Source organism: Mucilaginibacter sp. P19, assembly GCF_050632265.1.
Classification (GTDB): Bacteria; Bacteroidota; Bacteroidia; order Sphingobacteriales; family Sphingobacteriaceae; genus Mucilaginibacter; species Mucilaginibacter gossypii.
This window is the reverse complement of record NZ_CP192586.1, coordinates 4,572,299-4,588,069: the sequence shown is the minus strand read 5'-3', so window position 1 is coordinate 4,588,069 and position 15,771 is coordinate 4,572,299. Positions and strand designations below refer to the sequence as shown.

Annotated in this window: 21 protein-coding genes and 2 tRNA genes; 13 read left to right on the top strand and 10 right to left on the bottom strand. The window is 43.6% G+C overall.

Annotated features, from left to right (window positions below):
- The first annotated feature begins 426 nt into the window (after positions 1 to 426).
- Genes ACQ86K_RS22235 through ACQ86K_RS22215 form a run of 5 tightly spaced genes read left to right on the top strand, consistent with a single transcriptional unit; the run spans position 427 to position 3,062 of the window.
- Positions 427 to 1,350 (top strand): alpha-L-fucosidase, encoded by a 924-nt coding sequence (locus ACQ86K_RS22235; protein ID WP_431198805.1) that lies wholly within the window; start codon positions 427 to 429, stop codon positions 1,348 to 1,350.
- Positions 1,347 to 1,730, top strand: a complete 384-nt coding sequence (locus tag ACQ86K_RS22230) for a hypothetical protein (RefSeq protein ID WP_431198804.1) — start codon at positions 1,347 to 1,349, stop codon at positions 1,728 to 1,730. The genes ACQ86K_RS22235 and ACQ86K_RS22230 overlap by 4 nt, the downstream gene beginning before the upstream one ends.
- Positions 1,731 to 1,742: 12 nt before the next feature.
- A complete protein-coding gene (locus tag ACQ86K_RS22225; RefSeq protein WP_431198803.1) occupies positions 1,743 to 2,099 on the top strand; it encodes an ISAon1 family transposase N-terminal region protein in 357 nt (118 codons plus the stop codon).
- Positions 2,092 to 2,421 (top strand): hypothetical protein, encoded by a 330-nt coding sequence (locus ACQ86K_RS22220; protein WP_256337536.1) that lies wholly within the window; start codon positions 2,092 to 2,094, stop codon positions 2,419 to 2,421. Before ACQ86K_RS22225 ends, ACQ86K_RS22220 begins: the two co-directional genes overlap by 8 nt.
- Before the next feature lie 8 nt (positions 2,422 to 2,429).
- Complete coding sequence (locus ACQ86K_RS22215) at positions 2,430 to 3,062, top strand: ISAon1 family transposase (protein ID WP_256337535.1); 633 nt, start codon at positions 2,430 to 2,432, stop codon at positions 3,060 to 3,062.
- A 144-nt stretch (positions 3,063 to 3,206) separates the two neighbouring features.
- Here ACQ86K_RS22215 and ACQ86K_RS22210 read toward each other — a convergent pair.
- The 4 genes from ACQ86K_RS22210 to ACQ86K_RS22195 all read right to left on the bottom strand — a co-directional run bounded on the left by ACQ86K_RS22210 (position 3,207) and on the right by ACQ86K_RS22195 (position 4,021).
- Positions 3,207 to 3,291 (bottom strand) — tRNA-Leu (locus ACQ86K_RS22210).
- Between the two features lie 53 nt (positions 3,292 to 3,344).
- Positions 3,345 to 3,417 (bottom strand) — tRNA-Gly (locus tag ACQ86K_RS22205).
- Between the two features lie 123 nt (positions 3,418 to 3,540).
- Complete coding sequence (locus ACQ86K_RS22200; protein WP_431200912.1) at positions 3,541 to 3,615, bottom strand: hypothetical protein; 75 nt, start codon at positions 3,613 to 3,615, stop codon at positions 3,541 to 3,543.
- The gene (locus ACQ86K_RS22195; protein WP_431198802.1) at positions 3,584 to 4,021 is read right to left on the bottom strand and encodes a regulatory protein RecX; all 438 of its coding nucleotides are present in this window, start codon (positions 4,019 to 4,021) and stop codon (positions 3,584 to 3,586) included. Before ACQ86K_RS22195 ends, ACQ86K_RS22200 begins: the two co-directional genes overlap by 32 nt.
- 60 nt (positions 4,022 to 4,081) lie before the next feature.
- Between ACQ86K_RS22195 and ACQ86K_RS22190 the strand changes: the two genes are divergently transcribed.
- Genes ACQ86K_RS22190 through ACQ86K_RS22180 form a run of 3 tightly spaced genes read left to right on the top strand, consistent with a single transcriptional unit; the run spans position 4,082 to position 6,544 of the window.
- Complete coding sequence (locus ACQ86K_RS22190; protein ID WP_431198801.1) at positions 4,082 to 5,161, top strand: Mur ligase family protein; 1,080 nt, start codon at positions 4,082 to 4,084, stop codon at positions 5,159 to 5,161.
- Between the two features lie 38 nt (positions 5,162 to 5,199).
- Positions 5,200 to 6,144 (top strand): alanine racemase, encoded by a 945-nt coding sequence (gene alr, locus ACQ86K_RS22185; RefSeq protein WP_431198800.1) that lies wholly within the window; start codon positions 5,200 to 5,202, stop codon positions 6,142 to 6,144.
- The gene (locus ACQ86K_RS22180; protein ID WP_431198799.1) at positions 6,113 to 6,544 is read left to right on the top strand and encodes an alanine racemase C-terminal domain-containing protein; all 432 of its coding nucleotides are present in this window, start codon (positions 6,113 to 6,115) and stop codon (positions 6,542 to 6,544) included. Before alr ends, ACQ86K_RS22180 begins: the two co-directional genes overlap by 32 nt.
- A 3-nt stretch (positions 6,545 to 6,547) precedes the next feature.
- Here ACQ86K_RS22180 and ACQ86K_RS22175 read toward each other — a convergent pair whose 3' ends face one another.
- Entirely contained in the window at positions 6,548 to 6,847 is a 300-nt protein-coding gene (locus tag ACQ86K_RS22175) for a hypothetical protein (RefSeq protein WP_431200986.1), read from the bottom strand.
- On the opposite strand from ACQ86K_RS22175, the gene ACQ86K_RS22170 reads away from it, so the two are divergent.
- Together ACQ86K_RS22170 and ACQ86K_RS22165 are read left to right on the top strand one after the other, a co-directional pair.
- Complete coding sequence (locus tag ACQ86K_RS22170; RefSeq protein ID WP_431200911.1) at positions 6,765 to 6,935, top strand: DUF502 domain-containing protein; 171 nt, start codon at positions 6,765 to 6,767, stop codon at positions 6,933 to 6,935. The genes ACQ86K_RS22175 and ACQ86K_RS22170 overlap by 83 nt on opposite strands.
- Positions 6,880 to 7,152, top strand: coding sequence for a DUF502 domain-containing protein (locus ACQ86K_RS22165; protein WP_431198798.1), 273 nt, complete (start codon positions 6,880 to 6,882; stop codon positions 7,150 to 7,152). Before ACQ86K_RS22170 ends, ACQ86K_RS22165 begins: the two co-directional genes overlap by 56 nt.
- A gap of 88 nt (positions 7,153 to 7,240) precedes the next feature.
- Here the strand turns inward: ACQ86K_RS22165 and ACQ86K_RS22160 are convergent, their stop codons facing one another.
- The 3 genes from ACQ86K_RS22160 to ACQ86K_RS22150 form a co-directional block, all read right to left on the bottom strand.
- Positions 7,241 to 8,494: a TCR/Tet family MFS transporter gene (locus ACQ86K_RS22160; protein ID WP_091174467.1), complete on the bottom strand. Its 1,254-nt coding sequence runs from the start codon at positions 8,492 to 8,494 to the stop codon at positions 7,241 to 7,243.
- A gap of 49 nt (positions 8,495 to 8,543) precedes the next feature.
- Positions 8,544 to 9,062 carry a 3'-5' exoribonuclease domain-containing protein gene (locus ACQ86K_RS22155; protein WP_091174464.1) on the bottom strand — a complete coding sequence of 173 codons (519 nt, stop codon included), beginning with the start codon at positions 9,060 to 9,062 and terminating at the stop codon, positions 8,544 to 8,546.
- A gap of 74 nt (positions 9,063 to 9,136) precedes the next feature.
- Positions 9,137 to 10,402 carry a TCR/Tet family MFS transporter gene (locus ACQ86K_RS22150; protein ID WP_091174461.1) on the bottom strand — a complete coding sequence of 422 codons (1,266 nt, stop codon included), beginning with the start codon at positions 10,400 to 10,402 and terminating at the stop codon, positions 9,137 to 9,139.
- Positions 10,403 to 10,495: 93 nt separating this feature from the next.
- On the opposite strand from ACQ86K_RS22150, the gene ACQ86K_RS22145 reads away from it, so the two are divergent.
- Both ACQ86K_RS22145 and ACQ86K_RS22140 read left to right on the top strand, forming a co-directional pair.
- Complete coding sequence (locus ACQ86K_RS22145) at positions 10,496 to 11,068, top strand: hypothetical protein (RefSeq protein ID WP_431198797.1); 573 nt, start codon at positions 10,496 to 10,498, stop codon at positions 11,066 to 11,068.
- 100 nt (positions 11,069 to 11,168) lie between these two features.
- On the top strand, positions 11,169 to 12,449 hold the full coding sequence (locus ACQ86K_RS22140; RefSeq protein ID WP_431198796.1) for a redoxin domain-containing protein: 1,281 nt from the start codon (positions 11,169 to 11,171) through the stop codon (positions 12,447 to 12,449).
- 75 nt (positions 12,450 to 12,524) lie between these two features.
- Here ACQ86K_RS22140 and ACQ86K_RS22135 read toward each other — a convergent pair whose 3' ends face one another.
- Both ACQ86K_RS22135 and ACQ86K_RS22130 read right to left on the bottom strand, forming a co-directional pair.
- Positions 12,525 to 13,232: a TIGR00730 family Rossman fold protein gene (locus ACQ86K_RS22135; protein WP_090533093.1), complete on the bottom strand. Its 708-nt coding sequence runs from the start codon at positions 13,230 to 13,232 to the stop codon at positions 12,525 to 12,527.
- 161 nt (positions 13,233 to 13,393) lie between these two features.
- Positions 13,394 to 14,890: a sodium:solute symporter gene (locus ACQ86K_RS22130; RefSeq protein ID WP_091174451.1), complete on the bottom strand. Its 1,497-nt coding sequence runs from the start codon at positions 14,888 to 14,890 to the stop codon at positions 13,394 to 13,396.
- A 254-nt stretch (positions 14,891 to 15,144) separates the two neighbouring features.
- Here ACQ86K_RS22130 and recR point away from each other — a divergent pair, with 254 nt between their 5' ends.
- A complete protein-coding gene (recR, locus tag ACQ86K_RS22125; RefSeq protein ID WP_091174448.1) occupies positions 15,145 to 15,771 on the top strand; it encodes a recombination mediator RecR in 627 nt (208 codons plus the stop codon).

The following is a 15,771-nucleotide window of genomic DNA, read 5'->3' as shown; positions in this document are numbered from 1 at the left end:
ATCAGGTATAACAGGTCCGACAGGCGTACGATCTTATTTCTATCATTCATATTTCGATTTAGATGTCACCCTCAGGTGTTTGTTACATAAAACTAAGATAAAATTACTCTGGAAGAGACTGTTCAAATACATTTGGACGGTAAGGCACTGGCCAATTGAGCTGTGTGACCTGGCTGAAATAAATCTTATCTCGGCAATAAACGTAGCGCTATATCGGTTAAGAATAATGCCAATTTCTGTTCTGCATGGTAAGATGAGGCTGGCGGCGAATATGGATGAAGCAAGGCGAGTAGTGTAATAGGTTAAATGTTTTGCCCACAAAAAAACCGCTTTATAATAAATGAAAGTCGGTTTTTGACAACTTTTCAGTTTAATAGAAAATCTACTTTTAGCCTGACCATTTTGTTGCCTTTTATTTATTGATCAATGAGAAAAATAAGTACGTTGTTTGTACTTGCTATCCTGTTAACAGTTGATAGCTATGCGCAGAAAGTTGATAAGAATATTAAGTCCGGACACCTGCCTGTTCCGGTTATCCCGGCTAAACTGCCGCCTGATAGTGTGTCGTTAGGCGATTCTAAATCTTTTCCGGAAGTGCAGCTGGGTATTCCTATCGCCAGGGGGCCTTTTGAACCTAACTGGACATCCATAGAAAAAAATTACCCCGGGGACCCTCAATGGCTCAGAGATGCAAAATTCGGTATCTGGGTGCATTTTGGCCCACAGGCATCCGGTGAAAGTGGTGACTGGTACGCACGCAAAATGTATGTGCAAGGTACCAGGGCTTATGATAATCACCTTAAAAAGTACGGTCACCCCTCAGCGTACGGGTACAAGGAGGTGCTGAGAGATTGGAACCCTAAGCAACTGAACCCGGCGAAGCTCGCCAGGATTTACCAGGATGCCGGCGCGCGTTTCCTGATGATTCAGGGTGTTCACCACGATAATTTCGATCTTTGGGACTCGCAATATCAACCCTGGAATTCGGTAAACATAGGGCCCAAACGCGACATTATTGGTGAGTGGGCAAAAGCCGCAAGGGCCGCCGGCATTAAATTCGGGGTGACCTTCCACCATGAATATACCTGGTGGTGGTGGCAAACCGCTTTCGGAAGTGATACCAGTGGAGTCAAAAAAGGAGTGCCTTATGACGGACACCTTACCCTGGCAGATGGCAAGGGTAAATGGTGGCAAGGCCTTGATCCAAGACTTTTATATGGTATCGACCTCCGGGAATACAAAGGTGTAGAGAGGGCTGCGAAATCCCCCTGGTCGCCGCCGCCTGCGGGTATCTTTTCAAGGCATCTGGCTTACGATAATGGTATGCGTCCAACTGGGCACTGCGCATGATGGATGTAGTGCAGCATTATGATCCGGATTTTATATATACCGATGGTACCGTTCAGGGACCGTTTACCGGTGAGGGCACAGGCACCGGGTATAAAGCTAATGCTATGCAAACGGTTATAGCTGATTTTTATAACCGCACTTTAGCCAGACGGGGTAAGGTAAACACGTTTAGCATTGTTAAGTTCAGGAATAAGACAAATGGTACCGTAACTACGGAGGGATTCGGGATTCCCCCAGATATAAAAACCGACCAGCCGTGGATAGCAGAAGCGCCGGTTGGCGACTGGTTTTACGCCCCTGGATTTACGTATGATTCATTTCAGATCAAGCAGAAAAATTGTGGGGGAATAAAAAAATGGTTGCTTTGCAGGCAGAAATAAAAACGTCCACACGTGTCAGCTGCATACGAAACCCTTGTCCGTCTTATCTTGCCCGAAGGGCTTTTGGAATACTTTGAACTTACTGATGTCCTTTCCTCTGAGAACGGCCAATTGAACATATACCTTGAGGAAAAGAATCTTCCGCCAGCAGGTTATGACAAGCAACAACTTGAGTCGAAAGGATTCTTACCGGAGACAGCTATCCAGGATTTTCCTATCCGGGGCCACAAAGTAGCTCTTTGCATTAAAAGGCGCAGATGGGAAGTAAAGGCGAGTGGGGAGATCATCACAAGAGATTTGGATTTGGTAAGAAAAGGGGCGCGAATGACAACGGAATTCGGCATTTTTTTAAAAGGAATATTTGGATAATCACCCGATCAGCAGCCATTTATTAGGCCGGTTATACCAGGTAGACGGCAAGCAGCTCGGGCAGCAATACAAAGACCACCTAAGTGATTTCCACAGCTGGGATCAAAAAGAGCATGCAGAGGACTGGATGCTGTTTGCAGATAACATAGGCCCTTATCTGAGTATAGATGAAACCGCGTTAAGCAACGGGGAGCTCTATACCATCGTGACTAACAAACAGGCCAAAGGGAACAAAAAAGCTATAGTGGCGATGATCAAAGGCACACAGTCTGAACAGATCATAGCTGCGCTGGAGAAAATACCCTTAAGGTCAAGGAAGTAACGATGGACATGGCGGCTAATATGATCAAAGCTATCCGCAGGTGTTTTAATTATGCTGTGCGTGTGGTAGATAGGTTCCATGTACAAAAGCTGGCTTATGATGCTGTACAGGAAGCAAGAATAAAGTATCGCTGGGAAGCTCTTGATGCGGAAAGTGAGCTGATTGAACAGGCCCGGAAAAACAAACAACCCTATCAGCCCGAAGTATTTAGTAATGGCGATACTTTAAAACAATTACTGGCCCGAAGCCGCTACTTATTGTTCAAACACCGGTCAAAATGGACACTATCTCAAAAAGAGCGGGCTGATCTGCTTTTTACCAGATATCCGGAATTACTTAAAGCTTATGATCTTGCCATCGGTTTAGGTAAGATATTTACAACCTGTAAAACCAAAGTGATAGCCTTTAAAAAACTGGCTATCTGGTATAATGATGTGGAAACGGCAAATATTGACGCTTTTAAAACTGTAGCCAGATCTGTTCATCAACATTATGAATCTATCTTAAACTTCTTCGACAACAGAAGTACAAACGCATCTGCAGAATCTTTCAATGCGAAGGTGAAAGCTTTCAGGGCAACTTTAAGAGGAGTCAGAGACACTTCCTTTTTTCTATTCAGACTCGCTAAAATCTATGCATGACTTTTACCCCCCCCCCCCCCCCCCCCCCCAACTTTTCGGTCTGATCCCTGATCCTTTATTTGCGAATTTTGAGTGGGTTTTAAAACAAAAAAGCCCCTAAATCATTGATTTAAGGGCTTTTGAAGCAATTTTACGCTGCTTTTGTACTCAGAGCGGGAATCGAACCCGCACTCCGTTTACGGGAACAGGATTTTAAGTCCTGCGTGTCTACCAGTTCCACCATCTGAGCAGGTGTCTAACCTTTTAAAAATAAAACCCTTCTTTTTATCAGGAAGGGCTTTGAGCGAAAGACGAGATTCGAACTCGCGACCCCGACCTTGGCAAGGTCGTGCTCTACCAACTGAGCTACTTTCGCATTGGTATTTTCCTCGCTTTGATCCGGCTTTCGTTAACCGGCTGCCTATCTCGTTTGCGGGAGTGCAAATATAGGTAGAAATGCATACTCTGCAAGGAAAAATTTAATTTTTTTGAAAATAGTTTATAACTCGCTGTTTTTCAAAATATCTGATATCAGCTCAGCTTCAAATCCGCGGCCCATGGCGTACTGCTGCAGCTTGTACCGGCGCTTCAGTTGGTTCTTCTCGTTTAGGGTAGCTTCTTTTTTGTAATAAGTGGGTCAAAGCAGTTAAATAATCGTCAGGGTCAATAGTAAGGAGAGCTTTTTTGATCAATATATCGGGCACTCGTTTAAGTTTAAGCCCTTGTTTAATTTTAATACGTCCCCACACTTTTTGGTTAAATTTACTTTTAGCATAGATCCGTGCAAAGCGTTCCTCGTTAAGGAAATTGCCCTCTATCAATTGGCTTATAATGCGTTCAACAGCATCAGGCCATAGTCCCCACTCGTAAAGTTTGTCGCGTACTTCCTGCTGGGCGCGCTCCTGGTAGGCACAAAAGTGTTCGGCTTTTGCAAGGGCAACTTTCTCGTCAGTAATTTTAATTGATTTGGTCTGATCCATTTAAAAACCAAAATTCGTTAAAAATTATTCTATTTGTTTTAATATCTCCAAATTAGCAGCATGCCAACTAACACGTACACCATAAGCGCTATAAAAAAGATCATCAAGGCAGATGGAAACATCGTTGAAGAATATACGATCAGTGCGCTTTTTACCGATAGCCGCAGGATCAACAACCCTGCCGAAGGCTTGTTTTTTGCCCTGAGCGGCAGACGCAATGGCCATGAGTTTGTTGCCGAAGCTTATGCAGGCGGTGTGCGCAATTTTGTGGTAGAACATGGACCGGAGTTTAACCTGCCTGGCGCAAACTTTTTGATTGTGCCAGATCCGCTGGCTGCCCTGCAAATGCTGGCAGCCTATCACCGCAGCCGTTTTAAGCTGGAGGTAATTGGTATTACGGGCAGTAACGGCAAAACTATTGTTAAGGAATGGCTTTACCAGCTGCTTTCGGCTGATAAAAATATTGTACGTAACCCTAAAAGTTATAATTCGCAAATTGGGGTGCCGCTATCCGTATGGCAAATCAACGACCGGAACGAACTGGGGATTTTTGAAGCGGGCATCTCTACCATAAATGAGATGAATAAGCTGGAAGCTATCATCAAGCCCGAAATAGGGGTACTCACGCATATAGGCCCTGCGCACGACGAGGGTTTTGAATCGCCCAAACAAAAGCTCCTGGAAAAACTTGGGCTATTTAAAAACAGCGGACTGTTGATCCATAATTACGATCAGCTAATCGGTTATGAAAAAGATATCGCGGCTAAAGAAACCTTTACCTGGAGTCGTAAGTTCCGTGAAGCTGATCTGTATGTTTTCAGCGAGACGGTGATCTCTAAAAATTATTATTTCCGTGCACGGTACCAAGGTAAAGAGATTGAGTGTCTTGTTCCTTTTACCGACCAGGCCTCGGTAGAAAATGCCATTACCTGTTGGGCTACTATGCTGGCTTTAGGCTACAGTGCTGTGGAGGCGGATAAGCGCATAGAGCGCCTCGCGCCGGTAAGTATGCGGTTGGAGTTAAAAAACGGCTTAAACAACTGTTCCGTTATTGATGATTCATACAATTCGGATCTGCAATCGCTGGAGATAGCGCTTAACTTTTTGTCGCAGCAAAATCAGCATCAAAAAAGACGCTGATCCTATCAGATATTTATCAATCGGGCCTGCAGCAAGATGTGCTGTACAAACAGGTGGCCGAATTGATCCGGGCCAAAAAGATTGATAAATTTGTTGGCGTAGGGGAGGCGCTGCTCGGCCACCAGCAATATTTTGACATAGCCCAACAATATTTTTATGCTGATACAGCCACTCTGCTGCAACAGTTAAAAGTGCTCAATTTTAAAGATGAAACCATCCTGATCAAAGGTTCGCGCAGTTTTGAGTTTGAGCAGGTGAGCCGCGCGTTGGCCCAAAAAGCGCATGAAACCGTAATGGAGATCAACCTGAACTCCTTACTAAACAACCTTAACTTTTATAAATCAAAGCTTAAGCCGGGCGTAAAAGTGATGGCTATGGTAAAGGCTTTTAGCTATGGCAGCGGCACTTTTGAGGTTGCCAATATGCTGCAATATAATAAGGTTGATTATTTGGCGGTTGCCTATATTGATGAGGGGGTAGCTTTACGGCAGGCGGGGATTAACCTGCCCATCAAAGTGCTTAACCCCGAAGCTTCGGCATTTGATAAGCTCACCGAATATAAGCTTGAGCCGGTAATTTACAGTTTTGGTTTATTAGATGATTTTGTGAGCTATGCTTCGGCACAAGGCATTGCCGGTTACCCGGTACACCTTAAAATTGACACCGGTATGCATCGCCTGGGTTTTGAAAATTACGAGATAGAAACCCTGTGCGATATGCTGGAGGTCAACCGTTACGTGCGGGTGCAATCGGTATTTTCGCACCTGGTAGCAAGCGAAAGTCCGGAACACGACGAGTTTACTAAAAAGCAGATAAGGCGCTTTGAAAAGGCTTTTAAAGAAATAGAGCGCACACTGGGTTATAAGGTGATCAAGCACATCTGCAATACAGCCGGCATTATCCGCTGGCCTTCGGCACACTATGATATGGTTAGATTGGGGATAGGATTGTATGGAATCGATCTCGTCGGTATCAGGGGCTGATGTGGGCTTGCAGCCTATAGCCAGTTTAAAAACCAGCGTTGCCCAGGTTAAAAAGATTGGAAAAGGAGACACAATCAGCTACGGGCGAAGCGGGAGCCTTGTTAAAGACGGGAAAATAGCTACTGTTCGTATTGGCTATGCCGATGGTTACCTGCGTGCCTTTGGCAAAGGCGTGGGTAAAATGCTGGTGAAAGGCACACTTGTGCCTACCGTGGGCAACATCACTATGGATATGTGCATGCTGGATGTGAGCGGCCTTGATGTGCATGAAGGCGATGAGGTGATCATCTTTGATGAGCATCAGCGCATTGAAGAACTGGCAAAGCAGATAGGTACCATCCCTTATGAAATATTAACCAATATTTCGCAAAGGGTAAAAAGAGTGTACTTTTACGAGTAGAAATCAGGGGCTTAAAATGAACAGGTTAGCGCGGGCATTATTCAGGTATTTTGTAAAAGGGATGTTGGTGGTTGTACCGGTAGGCGCAGCTATTTTCCTGATGTACTGGGCGGTGGCCAGCATTGATAAGGCGCTTAATCTGAGTGATCTTTGGGTTGATAAGACCGGGAAGCACATGTATATCCCGGGTTTGGGGATCCTGAATGTGGTAGTGGTTATCATGATCATGGGGGTGCTGGTTACCAATGTAATCACCGAACCAATTAAAGCCTGGTTTAAGCGGTGGTTTGCACGTTTGCCCATCTTCGCGTTCCTGTATTCTGTCGATAAAAGATTTGACAGAAGCCTTTGTTGGCGAAGAGAAAAAGTTCAACGAACCGGTACTGGTTGAGGTTAATGAGTTCGGTTTAAAAAAGATAGGTTTCCTGGTTCAGAAAGACCTGACAAAGATTGGCTTGCCCGGCGAGGTGGCTGTATACTTCCCGTATTCCTACTCGTTTGCAGGGCAGGTAATCATCATTGCTGCCGATAGGGTAAAACCGATGGATAAGAGTGCTGCCGATGTGATGAAGTTTGTGATATCTGGCGGCGTGAGCGGATTGGATTAGCTCTCTATAAATCTCCTCCGGTGTAGGGGCGATTTTCTTAAAGCCTTCCTTTCGGGTAGGGTAGGGTTGGGGTGGGGCTTGCGTGTTTCTACGGCAACACTTCCACCTGTTTTGAATCTGTCACCCTGGCTTTCTTGAAGCTTCTTACTGCCCAAAAAACAGCTATTAGCATTAAAATCGCACCCAAAATATACGGAGCACCCGGAAAATAGGTTGAAGTATCACGATGGGTAAACAAATGAAACACCGAACTCATTAACAGGGGGCCGATGATTACTGCTAAACTACTGATACTGGTCAATGAGCCCTGCAATTCGCCCTGCTCTTTAGCTGATACTGTACTGGTAATCATACCCTGAAGTGAAGGGCCCGAAATACCGCCAAGGCAATAAGGTACCATAAAAACATACATCATCCAACCCTGGTTGGCAAAAGCAATGAGGGTTAAGCCGATGGTGTAAAATAGTAAGCCGGCTACAATATTTTTCTCCTGCCCGAATTTAGGAATGGTAAACCTGATGAGCCCTCCCTGTATGGCTACCAGTACTATTCCAATAAAAAAGCCTAAAAAACCAATGCTTTTCAGCGACCAGTCAAACTTTTCGGTTACGTAAAAGGATAACACATATTCAACAGCTTTTTGGGCGATATAAACCAACGAGAATGCTCCGATCAATCCGGTTAAGGATTTATAGCGCGACAGGCTGCGTAATGAGCTAATGGGATTAGCCTTCTTCCATTCAAAGCGCCTGCGGTTTTTGATATTTAATGATTCGGGTAATACAAAATAGCCATACGCCGCATTCAGGAGTGCCAGACCGGCCGCCAACATAAAAGGGAACCGCACATTTAATGCACCCAAAAAGCTCCCGGTGCCTATACCAATAATAAATCCAAGCCCGGATGCTGCCCCAACCAAACCAAAATTTGCCGCCCGGTTTTTACCTGTACTGATATCGGCAATGTAAGCGGTTGCTGTGGTATTACTGGCGCCCGCAAAGCCTGCTATGGCACGGCCGATAAATAACCAGGCCACAGTAGGAGCAAAGGCCATAAAAATATAATCTATCCCAAAGCCAATAAGCGAACCTAATAATACAGGCCGGCGCCCGTACCTATCGCTCAGGTTACCCAATAGTGATGAAAACAGGAACTGCATGGAGGCGTACGTGAAAGTTAAATAGCCATTATATTGCGCAGCGGTGCTTACATCCATGTTGCCCAGTTTCTCGAGCAGCGAGGGCATTACCGGTATAATGATGCCTAAACCAAGTACATCAATAAAAAGCGTTACGAAAATAAATCCTAAGGCAGCGGTATGTTTTTTAGGTTTGGCGCTCATTAATAATGATAAAGGTTTAAGCAGGTCAAAAGTTTTATTTCAGGTTATATTACAGCTTTATCTTCAATCCATATTCATGTTTTAAGGTAAGCAATGCTTCGGCATTGCCTTTGGCATCATCAACCGGGTGATGTGTGTGCGATGTTTGGCGCAGGTGTTTAAAGTTTTGAAACATATCTTTTACTATGCCTTTGTACAGGCTGCCCAGGTTTTGCGAGCTGAAACCAAAAGGATTGTCGCCTGTGAAATGATGAAAATACCAGCAGATGAACATCCAGTCAAATCCATTATTATCACTGATGAAATGTGGTTTATCATGGCAAACCCGTTTTAACCACGCTGCGAAATCATTCATGACCTTTGCCGGATCATCAAAATTTAAAGTTTCCTCGCGGGTATGTCCGGATACAGCCAGCGCTTCTGGAATGTAATTTTCAGAAATGGGCTTCAACTGCCCGTAAAAAGTTTCTTTGAGGCCGTCTTGTACCAGCACCGCCCCAAACGAGATCATAGAATAATCGCCCGGAATTGGACCGTCGCTTTCTATATCTACCATAATGTAAGCCATTGTATTAATTATTATAGTTTGTATTTGCTTTAAATAAGCATGTTAATTATCTATAATATACAAAAAATAAATGATCAATGCAATGTTGCTAAGGCATCCACATCCTTTGCTGAGGTTTTCTTCACGTTTTTGAAATTACGGATAGCAAGCAACGCGCTTATCAACATCAGTATTGCACCTAAAATAAAGGGGGCTCCCGGAAAAAAGAAGGGCCTTTTATCGTTGGTGAAATAATAAAATAAAGTGGTCATTACCCAGGGGCCAAAAATGGCGCTCAGACTCATGAGGCTGGTTAGGCCACCCTGCAGTTCGCCCTGTTCATTGGCAGGTACCTGGTTGGTCATGATGCCCTGCAACGCCGGGCCTGCAATACCGCCAAGGGCATAAGGCACCATAAAGGCAAACATCATCCAACCCTGGGTTGCCACAGCAAACAGGATAAGGCCGATGCTATATAGCAGCAAGCCAACCCAAATGCAACGTTCCATGCCCAGTTTAGGTAAGATCAGGCGCATCAGGCCGCCCTGTACCAACGCTATCATCAGGCCTATAAAGGCAAGAGAATAACCAACGGTATCCTCGCCCCATTTAAATTTTTCGAAAGTAAAATATGTCCAAACGTTTTGTACGGCCTGCCCGGCAAAATATACCAGGAAAAGCGATAGGGCCAAACCCATAACCGACGGATATTTTTTAAGCTGCAGCAATGAGCCCAGCGGGTTTGCCCTTTTCATATCGAAGGGACGGCGATGGGCCTCATCCAGCGATTCGGGCAGGATGAAGAAGCCATAGAGGGCGTTCAAAAAGGCCAAACCTGCGGCAGCGAAAAATGGATATTGAACATCCATTTTACCTAACACACCGCCAATTGCCGGACCAATGATAAAGCCGAGACCAAAGGCAACGCCAATCATACCAAAGTTTTGGGCACGCTTTTCGGGAGTACTCACATCAGCTATATAGGCCGATGCTGTGGTGAAGCTGGCGCCGGTAATGCCTGCAATTGCCCGGCCTAAAAATAGCCACCATATGGATGGTGCAAAGGCAAGGAACAAATAATCAATGCCAAAACCCAGTAAGGAACAAAGCAAAACCGGGCGGCGGCCATACTTATCACTCAGGTTGCCTATCATTGGCGAAAAAAGGAACTGCATTACCGAATAGGCCAGCGTTAAAAAGCCGGCATACAAAGAAGCTTCGCTCAACCCGGCGTGGATCAATTTTTCAATCAGTTTGGGCAGTACAGGTATGATGATCCCTAAGCCTACCACATCAATCAGTAAAGTAACGAATATAAAGCCTAAAGCTCCCTGGGGTTTATTCTTGGCGGACTTATCCATGGCGCAAAATAAATTATTAACGTTAATAATTGTTAAAATAATTGTATTTATAATAATTTGTATTTAACTTGAACTATATAATTAGTTAAACCTATGAAACCACACAAATCAATGCTACTGTTGCCGGCACTCTTGGCTGTGCAAAGTTTTTTTGCACAAAGTAATCATCTTACATTATCTGATAGTTATCCATCGGCAACCGAAAAGGTTAAAATTACTTATGATCCGAAAGGTACGCCTGTTGCCGATAAAAAGGATATCAGCGCAGAGGTATACTACATTGATGGGAAGGATAACCCGGCAGCCGACATCGAATTAAAACCTAATGGCTCTTTACTTTCCGGCGATTTCACTATTCCTGCCACAGCGAAAGCTTTTTTTGTAAAGATTTTTAGTAACGGTGATATTGATAATAATAACGACAAAGGGTACATATACTTAGTTTATAAAGATAAAAAACCTGTTCAGGGTGCTTATGAAGCAAAAGCTTACATATTGGCCAGTGGGGTTGGCAGTAATTTTGCCAAAATAAAGATAGACTCCGAAGAAGGCCTGACTTTATATAAAAAAGAATATGATGCCTACCCGCAGGCCGAAAAACCATATCAGTTTAATTACTACTATATATTGGCCAAGAAAAAGATCCGGCTACTTCTGCCTTGTTAGAAGCCAAAGTTAAAGCGCTTGAAAAAAGCGCGGTAGAAAAAGATCTGATCCTGGCCGCTAACATACTGAACTGGCGTAACAAAAAAACTCTGCCGATTCATTGGGAGAGATTATCAAAGCTAAGTATCCTAACGGCGAATCAGTAAAAAACGAGGCGGAATTTGCCATGATGCGCGAGAAGGATGTGCACAAAAAAGATTCGCTTTATAAAGCATATATAGCCAAATTCCCGGCTATGGCTACTGATAAAGGTTCTCGAATAGATTATATACGAGGGCAACTGGCTACCGGCTTTTTGACTGATGGTAATACAGCTGCTTCTAATGCTTATGCAGCACAAGTCCAAAATAAATCAAGCATTGCAAACAGCTATAACAACATAGCTTATGGCTGGGCTCAACAAGATGAGCGCCTTGACGAGGCTGAAAAGCTGTCAAAACAATCATTGGAGATCGTTATTGAAAAAATGAAGCATCCTGAGGCTTCGCCGTTTATGTCGGTAAAGAGCATGCAAAAGCAAAACAAGGATGTATATAACATGTATGCTGATAGTTACGCATTCATTTTATATAAAGAGAAAAAATATAATGAGGCCCTTAAATATCAAAAAGAGGTTTATACAGACAACAAGGATAACGACCCTATCACCACCGAGCATTACGTACTTATTTTAAATGCCCTTGGCAAATATGCCGAATCAAAAGATGTAATTGAAGGCGCGTTTAAGGCAGCTAAAGTTTCCCCTGCTTTAACAGAAGAGTTAAAAAAGGCCTATGTAGGCTTAAAAGGCAATGAAGCAGGTTACGATCAATACCTGGCCGGTTTAACAGCTATTGCAAAAGACAAAAAAAGGGAAGAGGTGGCTAAGCAAATGACCAACGAGCCTGCTGCCAAATTTGCCCTTAAAGATTTTGCGGGAAAAACCGTTTCGCTGGCCGACTTAAAAGGCAAGATTGTTATAGTTGATTTTTGGGCTACCTGGTGCGGCCCTTGTAAAGCATCTTTTCCGGGAATGCAAATGGCTGTAAATAAATATAAGGATGATGAGGATGTGAAATTCCTGTTTATTGATACCTGGGAAAACGGCGATAATTATATTGATGGCGTAAAAAAATTCATTACCGATAATAATTACACTTTTAACGTGCTGGTAGATGAAAAAGGCAGCGATGGCAGGCAATCAAAAGTGGTTTCACAATTTGGAGTAACCGGTATTCCAACCAAGTTCATCATCGATAAAAACGGCAATACCCGCTTTAAGGTTGTGGGATTTGGTGGTTCGGCAGAAGGGTTGGTAGAAGAAGTGAGCACAATGATTGACATGGCAAAAGCGCCGGTTGCCGCGGAAGTTGCTGCTACGCCAAAACAAAACATGAAATAGCTGATTGCAAACCTAAAACTATATCAAACAAAAATGCCGCCCTCATGGAGCGGCATTTTTTTATTGTATTGCCTGTTAAAAGTTTGGCTTAAGCACGTATTTGTTATAGAAACGGGTGATGTGCTCAACAGCTTCTTCCGCGGTATCAACCACGCGATAAAGGTTCAGGTCGTCGGGATTGATATTGTGCTGATCGTTCAGCATTTTTTCTTCAACCCATTTAAACAGGCCTTTCCAGTACTCAACTCCAACAAAAATGATTGGGAAACGGGCAATTTTACCTGTTTGGATAAGGGTAATGGCCTCAAACGATTCATCCATAGTGCCAAAGCCGCCGGGTAAAATGATAAAACCCTGCGAATATTTCATGAACATAACCTTGCGGATAAAGAAGTAATCAAACTCCATGATCTTATCCCTGTCGATATATTTATTGTGGAACTGCTCAAATGGGAGTTCGATATTTAAACCTACCGATTTACCGCCGTTTTCATAGGCGCCCTTGTTGGCAGCTTCCATAATACCGGGCCCGCCGCCTGATATTACACCGTAACCATGCTCGGTAAGCAGGCGGGCGGTTTCTACCGCCAGTTGGTAGTATTTGTTATCGGTATGCGTACGCGCCGACCCGAAGATGGATACGCATGGGCCAATTTTGGCCAGTTTTTCAAAGCCGTCAACAAATTCGGCCATTATTTTAAAGATCTGCCAGGAGTCGGTAACCTTAATTTCCTGCCAGTTTTTGTTCTCGAAAGCTTGTCTTATTTTATCTTCTCCGGTCATATTCTTTTTTTAGTCCGGAAGTTGGCGAGTCCAAAAGTCCGGAAGTGTTTTTTTAGTCCGGAAGTCGGAACGTCCGAAAGTCCGGAAGTTTTTATTCTATATTAATTAATGCAAAGTACAAAGAAAATTGATTCCGGTTTATTTGTTGTTTTACTTTTTAATTACCCGATCTCCGGGTTTTCCGACTTACGGACTTCTCCAGCTTTCGAACTCGAAGTAACCCAAAGCCCAATAAATGTAATTAATCCGTTTACAATGATGAGTTCGTTACCAAAAACATATCCGCCTAAAATTGTTTTTGATTCGGCATTTAAAAAATAGCATATAGCAGGAGAGAGTATGCAAATGAAGGGTACCAGTTTATCCATTACCTGCCTGTGGCCTACAAACAGGCCAAATGAATAAAGGCCAAGCAGCGGCCCATAGGTATATGATGCCACGGTGAATATGGCGCTAACTACAGCATCATTATTAATGGCGTTAAATATAATGATGGTTAAAAACATCAACCCCGAAAAAGCAATGTGTACCCAATGACGCACGGCCACCATTTTTTTGCTATTCACATCCTTGCGCTTGTTAAACCCTAAAAAGTCTACACAAAAAGAGGTGGTGAGCGCTGTAAGTGCCGAATCGGTAGTGGCAAAGGTAGCAGCTGTTAAGCCCAGCATGAATATCATAGCAGGAACAAGCCCTAAATATTGCAGGGCGATAGTAGGGTACAGATAGTCGGTTTTAGTAACGTTGATGCCGTTTTTGGCAGCGTACATGTATAGCAAAGCGCCTACGCTCAGGAAGAATATGTTAATAATCACGAAAACGCCAACAAAGCTGAACATGTTTTTTTGCGCTTCTTTGATATTTTTAAGGCTGAGGTTTTTTTGCATCAGGTCCTGGTCAAGCCCGGTCATACCGATAGTGATAAACATGGCGCCTAAAAACTGTTTACCTAAATGCAGCTTGCTGCTCATGAAATCGTTAAAGAAGAATATTTTGGAATAGCTGCTGTTTTTGATGGTTTCGGCAGCTTCAAAAATGTTCATGTGCAGGCTTTGGCAAATAAAATATATCGACAGGAAAACAGATGTTACCAGGAAAAATGTTTGCAAGCTGTCCGTAATGATAATGGTTTTCAATCCTCCCTTAAAGGTGTACGACCAGATGAGCAGCAAACAAATAAGCACCGTAACCGCAAAGGGAATATGGTAGCTGTCGAAAATAAACTTCTGCAGTACGATAACCACCAGGTATAACCTGAATGCAGAGCCGATAACCCGGCTCACCAGGAATATAGCAGCAGCTGTTTTATAGCTCCAAACACCTAAAGCGCCTTCAATATAACTGTAAATGGATGTGAGTTTAAGTCGGTAATATAAGGGAAGTAATACCGTTGCTATGATGAAAAATCCCGCAGCGTTGCCCAGCACAAACTGGAAATAGGCAAAATCATCGGTGCCAACCTTACCGGGAACAGAGATAAAAGTAACCCCGCTCAATGCCGTACCAATCATCCCGAAGGCAACTAAATACCATTTGGAATTTCGGTTAGCTACAAAGAAGGTGTCGTTATCTGAAGATTTTTTTGATGTAAGCCACGAGATGATGAGCAATACCAAAAAATAACCGATGATGAATGACAATAATACTCCTGGCGACATAGGTGTTGTTTAAGTCCGGAAGTCGGAAAGTCCGGAAGTCCGAAAGATTTTTTATTTAGTCCGTAAGTTCGGTAAGTCCGAAAGTCCGGAGGATTTTTTGCAAAATACAAATACATTGTAAGATTTGCCAATCATAACTTCTCTGCTTTAAATTTTCTAAATCTAAACATCCAACTTTCGGACTTCCCCAACTTCCGGACTTTCCGACGCCCCCGACTTTCGGACTTCCGACTTAAAATCCCTACCTTCGCACAATGAATTTTTCGTCCAAATTACTGGAAAATGCTGTAGCCGAATTTGCCAAATTACCGGGTGTTGGTCAGAAGACTGCCCTGCGGTTGGTGCTGCATTTACTTAACCAGGATAAGCAGGATGTTGAGCGTTTTAGTACGGCGGTAACCAAGCTCCGCAACGAAATACAGTTTTGCCGGGTTTGCCATAATATATCAGATTTGCCTGTCTGCGAGATCTGCTCATCGCACCGCCGCGATCACAGCCTCATTTGCGTTGTTGAAGATACCCGCGATGTAATGGCCATTGAAAATACCAATCAGTTCAATGGCGTTTATCATGTGCTTGGTGGCTTAATATCGCCAATGGATGGTGTTGGACCGTCAGATTTGCAGGTGGATACGCTGGTTGAACGCCTTAAGCCAACTACCGATAACGAGGTTAAAGAAGTGGTTTTTGCCCTCAGCGCCACTATGGAAGGTGACACAACCTTGTTCTATCTTCATAAAAAATTAAAAAATTTCAATATTACCATCACAACTATAGCTCGTGGCATAGCTTTTGGTGGTGAATTAGAGTACGTAGATGAGATAACTTTGGGCCGTTCCATAGCTACCCGCGTTCCGTACGAAAATTCACTATCTAAATAG